Raw genomic sequence first — 7,348 nt, forward strand, 5'->3', positions numbered from 1 at the left:
GCCTCGCCGGTGGCGACAAGAACCGTCAGGCTTGGCAGCGGCACCGGGGAGGATTCCAGATAGTCGAGCAGTACGGCGAAGTACGACGGTACGACTTCAAGCACGGTGATACCGTCGGCGATGACGCTCCGCAGCAGGTCGTCCGGCCGCAGGATCAGCTCGTTCGGATAGATGACGGTCTGGCCGCCGAGCGTAAGCGACGTGAACAGCTGCCATACCGAAATATCGAAGCAGTGCGACGCGTTCTGGGCGATAATGCTGTGTTCGTTCACCTGCAAATCCTCGACCTTGGCGGTCAAGTGGTTCATCATTCCGCGGTGCTCGACCATCGCTCCCTTCGGACGGCCCGTCGAACCCGACGTGTAAATGACGTACGCCAGACGGTCCGGGTCGTGCGGCAGCCCGACGTTCGAGCCGTCCGCTTCGGCAAGCATATTGCCGAGCCGGTCGAGCTCGAGCGCTGTACAATGAAGCTGCACGCTCAGCTCCTCGCTCATGAACACCGACTCCGTGAGCAGCACCGCCGCCCCGGCGTCGCCGAGCATGCCCGCCGTCCGGCTCGCCGGATAGTCCGGGTCGATCGGGATATACGCGCCGCCTGCCTTCCAGACGGCGAGAATGCACGCTGCCAGAAGCGGAGTGCGGTGCAGCATAATGCCGACCCGGTCCTCCTTCGCCAGCCCTTGCTCCAGCAGCAGCCGGGCGATCCGGTTCGCCCGCTCGTTCAGCTCCCCGTACGTTACACGCTCCTGCCCGAAGACGAGCGCCGTCCGTTCCGGATGGAGCGCCGCCCGCGCTTCGAACAGCCCGTGGATCGACCGCTCCGCCGCCGTGTCGCCCGGCCGTTCGTCATAGAAGCCGGCGAGCTGCTCCCGTTCGGCGCCCGTCAGCAGGCAAATGCTGCCGATTGCCGTCTGTGTATTGTCCGTCATCTGCTCCAGCACGCGGATAAAGTGCCCCGCCATCCGCTCTATGGTTGAGCTGTCGAACAGACTTGTCCGGTAGCCCCACTGAAGAAGTAGTCCCGCTTCGCTGTCGGAAGCTTCCAGCGTCAAGTCAAATTGAGCGGCCGGATCGCCGATCGGATAAGGCGTACAACGGATTCCGTCAAGCTCCAGCTCCGCCGAGCCCATGTTCTGATAAGCAAACATGACGTCGAACAGCGGATTCCGGCTCAAATCACGCTCCAGATTCAGATCGTCGATAAGCTGCTCGAACGGATAATCTTGATGCTCGAACGCTTCCAGCGTCAGGGCACGGATTTCCTTCAAGAATTCGGCAATTGGCTTGCCGCCCTCCGGCGCGGTTCGCAGCGCCAAAGTAGCGACAAACATGCCGATGACGTCGTCGAGCTGCTTGGCCGCTCTTCCTGCGACCGGCGAGCCGATGATCACATCCGTTTGGCCGGCGTATTTGGACAACAGAATGCTGAATCCGGCAAGTAGTACCATGTAGACGGTCGTCTCCGTCTTCTTCGCCAAGTCGTCGATTCGGCGCGTCAGCCCCGGATCGGCGACAATCGTATACAAGCGGCCTGCGGATTGCTGAACCGCCGGGCGCGGACGGTCCGTCGGCAGCTCGAGCACCGGCAGCTCGCCGGAGAAACGGTGCAGCCAATATTCGCGCTGCCCCCGGATACGGCTCTGTACCGGCTCGGTATGCTGCCATTCGCTGTAATCCTTGTACTGCAGCATCGGCGCAGGCAGCTCTTCGCCCCGGTACAGCTGCCCCAGCTCTTGAATGAGCCGCTGCACCGAAATGCCGTCGGCAACCAGATGGTGAATGTCAAAGAGCAGCAGCACAGACCGGTCATCGGCACGGTCCGTCGTCTCCACGATGCCGGCCCGCATAAGCGGCGCGCGGCTTACATCGAACGGCCGAATGAACGCTCCGATGGCGTCGTCAAGGTGGGCCGAAGGCACCTCGGCATGCTCCGGCTGCCAGTCCACCTCGTCGTGGATTCGCTGAACCGGTTCGCCGTCCAGCACCTCGAACGATGTCCGCAGCGCGTCATGCCTGGCTATCAGTGCCCGGAACGCCGCTTCCAGGCGGGAGCGGTCTACATCACCTTCAAGGCGGATCGCCGTCGGCAAATTATAGCTGGTTTGGCCGCGATCGATCCGGTTCAAAATAAACAATCTTCGCTGAGCCGCAGACAGCGGGTAAACGCTGCGCAGCGGAGCCGCAGGAATCGTCAAGTATGATCCCGCCGCGCTTGACGTTAGCAGCACGCCCAGCTCCCGAATGGTCGGCCGTTCGAATACCGCCTTGAGCGGCAGCTCTACGCCAAGCTCCATATGAACACGGGCGACGAGCTGAGCCGCCTTCAGCGAATGACCGCCAAGCTCGAAGAACCGGTCATCGATGCCGATGGCGCCTTCCTCCGTATCAAGAAGCTCGCTCCACAAGCGGGCCAGCAGCCGTTCGGCTTCGCTGCGCGGTGCGGCGAATGGCGCGCCGCCCGATCTCCCGTCGCTTCCTGCTTGACGATCCGGCTCCGGCAGCGCCTTGCGATCGATCTTGCCGTTAGGTGTGAGCGGCAGCTGGTTCAGCGCGACGAACGAGGCCGGGATCATATAGTCCGGCAGATGCCTCGAGAGGTGCGTCTTCAGCACTTGCGTTTCAAGTTGCGTCTCGCCTGCAGAATCCGCAGGGTCCGCTGGGTCCGCTGGAACCCAATATGCGCACAAATATTTGAGACCCGCGCCGTCCTGACGATCGATGACGATGGCTTCCTGCACGGCTGGGTGCTGCAGCAGGACGGTTTCGATTTCGCCCAGCTCGATGCGGAATCCGCGGATTTTCACTTGATGGTCGATCCGGCCCAAATATTCCAGCTGTCCGTTCGGCAGCCAGCGTGCCAAATCTCCCGTGCGGTACATGCGTTTGCCGGGCTCAATCGGATTCGGAACGAACTTTTCCTCCGTCAGCTCCGGTCTGTGCAAATATCCGAGCGCCAAGCCTTCGCCGGCAATGCACAGCTCGCCGGCAGCGCCGAGCGGCGCAAGCCGCAAATGCCGGTCCATAATAAACGCCTTCATCCCGTTAACCGGCTGTCCGATCGGAACGGTGCCCTGAACAGGAGCGCCGCCCGGGACCGGCCGCCACATCGTCGTAATGATGGAAGCCTCGGTCGGACCATAAGCGTTCGCATAAGTCGTATAACGGCTCCACTCATTCACGTACTCCGTCGGCGCTTCGGAGCCGCCTGTGACCAAGACGCGGAGAGCCGCCATGCTCCCGGTCGGCCATTGCACCGCATACGTCGGCGGCAGCAGCGCAACACTGACTCGCTGTTCTGCGATAAGCCGCTCCAGCTTGACCGGATGATGCAGCACTTCTTTCGGCGCCAGGACGAGTGCGGCACCGCTGAGCAGCGTCATCCATATTTCCCAGACGGATGCGTCGAAGGACAGACTCGCGAATTGAAGCACCCGGTCGCCGCTCCCGAAGCCGTATTCCATCACAAACGTATCCAGCAAATTCACGATGCCCCGGTGCGGGATCATAACGCCTTTCGGCTTGCCTGTCGTTCCTGACGTATAGATGACGTAGGCAGTGTCGTCCGGCTCAGGTGCACGGTACAACGGCTGCAGGTTGTCGGCTTGCAAGGAGGCGGCCGACCGCTCTTCCCGTTCATCGAGGCAGATGACCTTCGCAAAGCCGCTTAATGCTTCGAGCCAAGCCCGTTCAGTTACGAGCAGACCGGCGCCGCTGTCCTCGAGCATATAGCCGATTCTGTCGTGCGGGTTGACCGGATCGATCGGTACATAGGCCGCTCCGGCTTTCAAGATGCCGAGCATCGCCGCAATGAGCTCAACGGACGCGTCGGCGACGATGGCGACGAGGGAGCCTCTGCCGGCGCCGGCTTGCTTCAGCACAGCCGCCCACTGTTCTGCATGGCGGTTCAGCTCCGCGTATGTCACCGTGCGATCGCCGTGCAGGATAGCTGTTTGCCCGCCATTGCGTCTCATGCATAGCTCGAACATCGCCGTTATCGTCGAAGCTTGTGCGGAATGCGCCGTCCCGCGGTCATGACCGCCGAAGCTCAGCAGCTCATGAAGCTCCGGACCGCCCGCGATTTCCAGCCTGCTTACAAGCACGTCCGGATTCACGGCAGCTTGATCGATCAATCGCTCCAGATGGACCGGCAAATTCGCCAGCGTCCGTTCGTCGAATACGCCGCACAGCATATTCAGCCTTACCGTCAAGTCTTGTCTTGGAGCTACCGTTACGGACAGCGGGTAATGCGTCTCTTCGAACACATCCACATGGCTGATCCGGAAGCCGAGCTCTCCCGCTTCGCCAATCGCTTCCGCCTCTTTCTCGAGCGGATAATTTTCAAAAGCGAGGACATGATCAAGAAGATGCTGCTGCAGTGCGCTCTCGGCTTGAATTTCGTACAGCGGGTAATAATCGTATTCGCGGGACGCCAGCGCCTGCTCCGACACCGCACGCAGCAAGCCGGCGAACGTCATATTCCGCGAAGAACGTATACGCACGGGAATCGTATTAATGAACAACCCTACCATCCGCTCGATATCTTCGACTTGCGGAGAGCGCCCCGATACGACCGCGCCGAACAGCACATCGTCCGTATCGTTGTAATGCTGCAGCAGCAGCCCCCACAGCACTTGGAACACCGTGTTCAGCGTTACGTTCCGCTCGCGTGCCAGTGCATGAAGCTTCGATGTGCGCTGTTCGTCAATGACGAAGACGATGTCCTGCCGCGTTTGCGGCGAAGACCCCGGAGCCTCGGCATTCGACCTGCGGCCGGCTGCCTTCGGCAAGCCGGTTTGCGTCTCGAAGCCTTCCAGGTATTGGCGCCAATATGCGGACGCAGCCAATTTATCCTGTCTTTCCACCCATTCGATATAACGTGCGTAGGCCGGAGCCGGCTCCAGCTCGGCAAGCTGTCCCCGCTTCACCTCGGCGTACGTCTCAAACCATTCCTTCAGCACGATGCCGAGACACCAGCCGTCCAGCAGTATGTGATGGAAGCTCCAGACGAGCTTGTATGACTGCTCCGCCGTTCGCACGAGGGCGATCCGCATCGGTGTCGATTCGCTCCAAACGAACGGCTTCGTACGCTGGCTGTCCACGAACAACTGCAAGGCAGCTTCGGCTTCTTCCGGAGCCAGCTCGGCCGCATCCACATGCGCGATCGGTTCGATCGTGCTGTTCTGCAGCACGACTTGAACAGGCACAGGCATCGAGTCGAATAAAAACACCGTCCGGAGCATATCGTACCGCGCGATGAGCCGCTCGAAGCTTTGCCGAATGATGCCCGCCTCAACGTCCCCTTCCAAGTGCAGCGTCAGCTGCTGGAAGTACGCTTGCGACTCCGGCTCCAGCAGCATCTGGAACATGAGTCCTTCCTGCATCGGAGACAACGTATACACGTCCTCGATTTGGCGCCCGTCTGCCATGCGCGCATACACGAGCTCCAGCTGCTCCAAGCCGATTCGCCGTGAGCTGATATCGCTCGGCGTCAGTTCGCTGAACAGCTTGCCCGTACAATGCTCAATCAGCAGCAGCAGGTGCTGCTTCAGCGACTCTGTGAACGAGCGGATCTGCTCCGCTTCGAACAGCTCGGGGTCGTAATCGACAATGAGCGTTAATTTCCCGTCACGAATCCACCCGTTGATGTCGACCGGATGCCGGCGTTCCAGCCGTTCGCTTATTTCCGGTGCCGGCTCGTAGGCGGACAATCGGAACGTTCCGTTCTCAGCAGCTCCATCCAAATTTCCTAAGTAATTGAAGCTGATCTCGGGCTTCAGCTTGAAGGTCATTTCCGGCGGCATTCCGTCATATTTCATATAGCGCAGCAAGCCGTAGCCGATTCCTTTATTCGGAATGGTGCGGAGCGCTTCTTTGACCTTCTTCAGCCGCGTTCCTTCCGCATCCGACCGCTTCATATCCAGTACGACAGGATACAGCGCAGTAAACCAGCCGACCGTCCGCGATACGTCCAGCTCCTTCGACAGCTGCTCGCGGCCATGCCCTTCCAGCCAGAAGCCGGCAAGCTCGCCGCCGGTCCAGTCGCGCACCGCACTGCCGAGCGCCGTCAGCAGCACATCGTTCATTTCCGTGCGATACGCCTTGTGTACGGTTGTCGTGAGCGCCGTTGTTGCTTCCTCGGTCAACGTCATGACGATTTGACCGCTTAGCCCGCGGTCCGCGCCGGCAAACGAACGCTTCTTCTTCTTCGGCAGCGGCGCCGGCTGCAGCTCCTCTTGCGAGAGCCAGAACGCGGCCTGCTCCTCCAACTGCGGACCGTCCGAGAAAGCGGTAAGGAAATCCGTCCAAGCTTGGTACGAATGAGTTTTCAGCGGCAGCTCCAGCGTGTTCCCGTTCTCCGCTTGCTCATATAGCGTCGCAAAATCTTCCAGAACGATCCGCCACGAAATGCCGTCGATCACAAGATGGTGAACCGTCATAAACAGGTGGTCGCCCTCAGATGTCCGGAATAGCGCCAGCTTGACGAGGGGACCGTTGTCCAGATCGATGCTTTGCTGCAATTGCGCTGTCGCTTCATAGATCGTCGAAGCCGCCTCGGACATGTCCGGAATGTCGAACGTTAGCAAAGCATAGGAAGGCTCGGAATCATCCCGCACCTTCTGTACATACCGCCCCGCTTCTACGCGGAAGCAGCTTCGCAGCGCGTCGTGATGCTGCGTCAGCTTGCGTAATGCCCGATGCAGGCTGCCGACATCGAGCGGCTGTTCCCGATAGAGCATAACCGACTGGTTAAAATGATGCGCATCCGTAAAGCGCTGTGTCAGGAACCAGCGTTGAATCGGCGCCAGCCGCACTTCGCCCGTCACCGGCTCCTGGCTTGCGGTACGCTTCAGGACGCGGATATGCGGACTCAAGCTGCGGATGGTCGGATGCAGGAACAGCTGCTTCATCTCCAGCTGGAGGCCCTCTTTATGCAGCCGCGCCGACACTTGAATCGCCTTGATCGAGTCGCCGCCGATATGGAAGAAGTGATCGTCGATGCCGACCTGCCTCCCGAGCACGGCCTCCCAAATTTCGGTCAGCTTCCGTTCCAGCCCGGTTTCAGGCTTCGCGAATGCCCGCTGCTGCGGCACCGCCGCTTCGTCCGGCTTCGGCAGCGATTTGCGGTCGATCTTGCCGTTCGGCGTGACCGGCATTTGCTCCAGCCGCACGAAATGGGCCGGAATCATGTAGTGCGGCAAGCTTTCGCCGAGGAACGCCGCCAGCTCCGTTGGCGCCGGCGCTTCGGGTCCGGTGTAGTAGGCGCACAGCGCTGCTTCTCCGGCTCCGTCCTCCGGCTCCAGCACGACGACGACCGCCTCCGTCACCTGCGGATGATTTGCCAGCT

Annotated in this window: 1 protein-coding gene; it reads right to left on the bottom strand. The window is 60.6% G+C overall.

What is annotated here, in order from left to right; all coding sequences use genetic code 11:
* A partial coding sequence (locus ACFFK0_RS09930; protein WP_377470002.1) for a non-ribosomal peptide synthetase occupies positions 1–7,348 on the bottom strand: 7,348 nt, incomplete at both ends.

Origin of the sequence: Paenibacillus chartarius (assembly GCF_042432825.1) — a bacterium.
Taxonomy (GTDB): domain Bacteria; phylum Bacillota; class Bacilli; order Paenibacillales; family NBRC-103111; genus Gordoniibacillus; species Gordoniibacillus chartarius.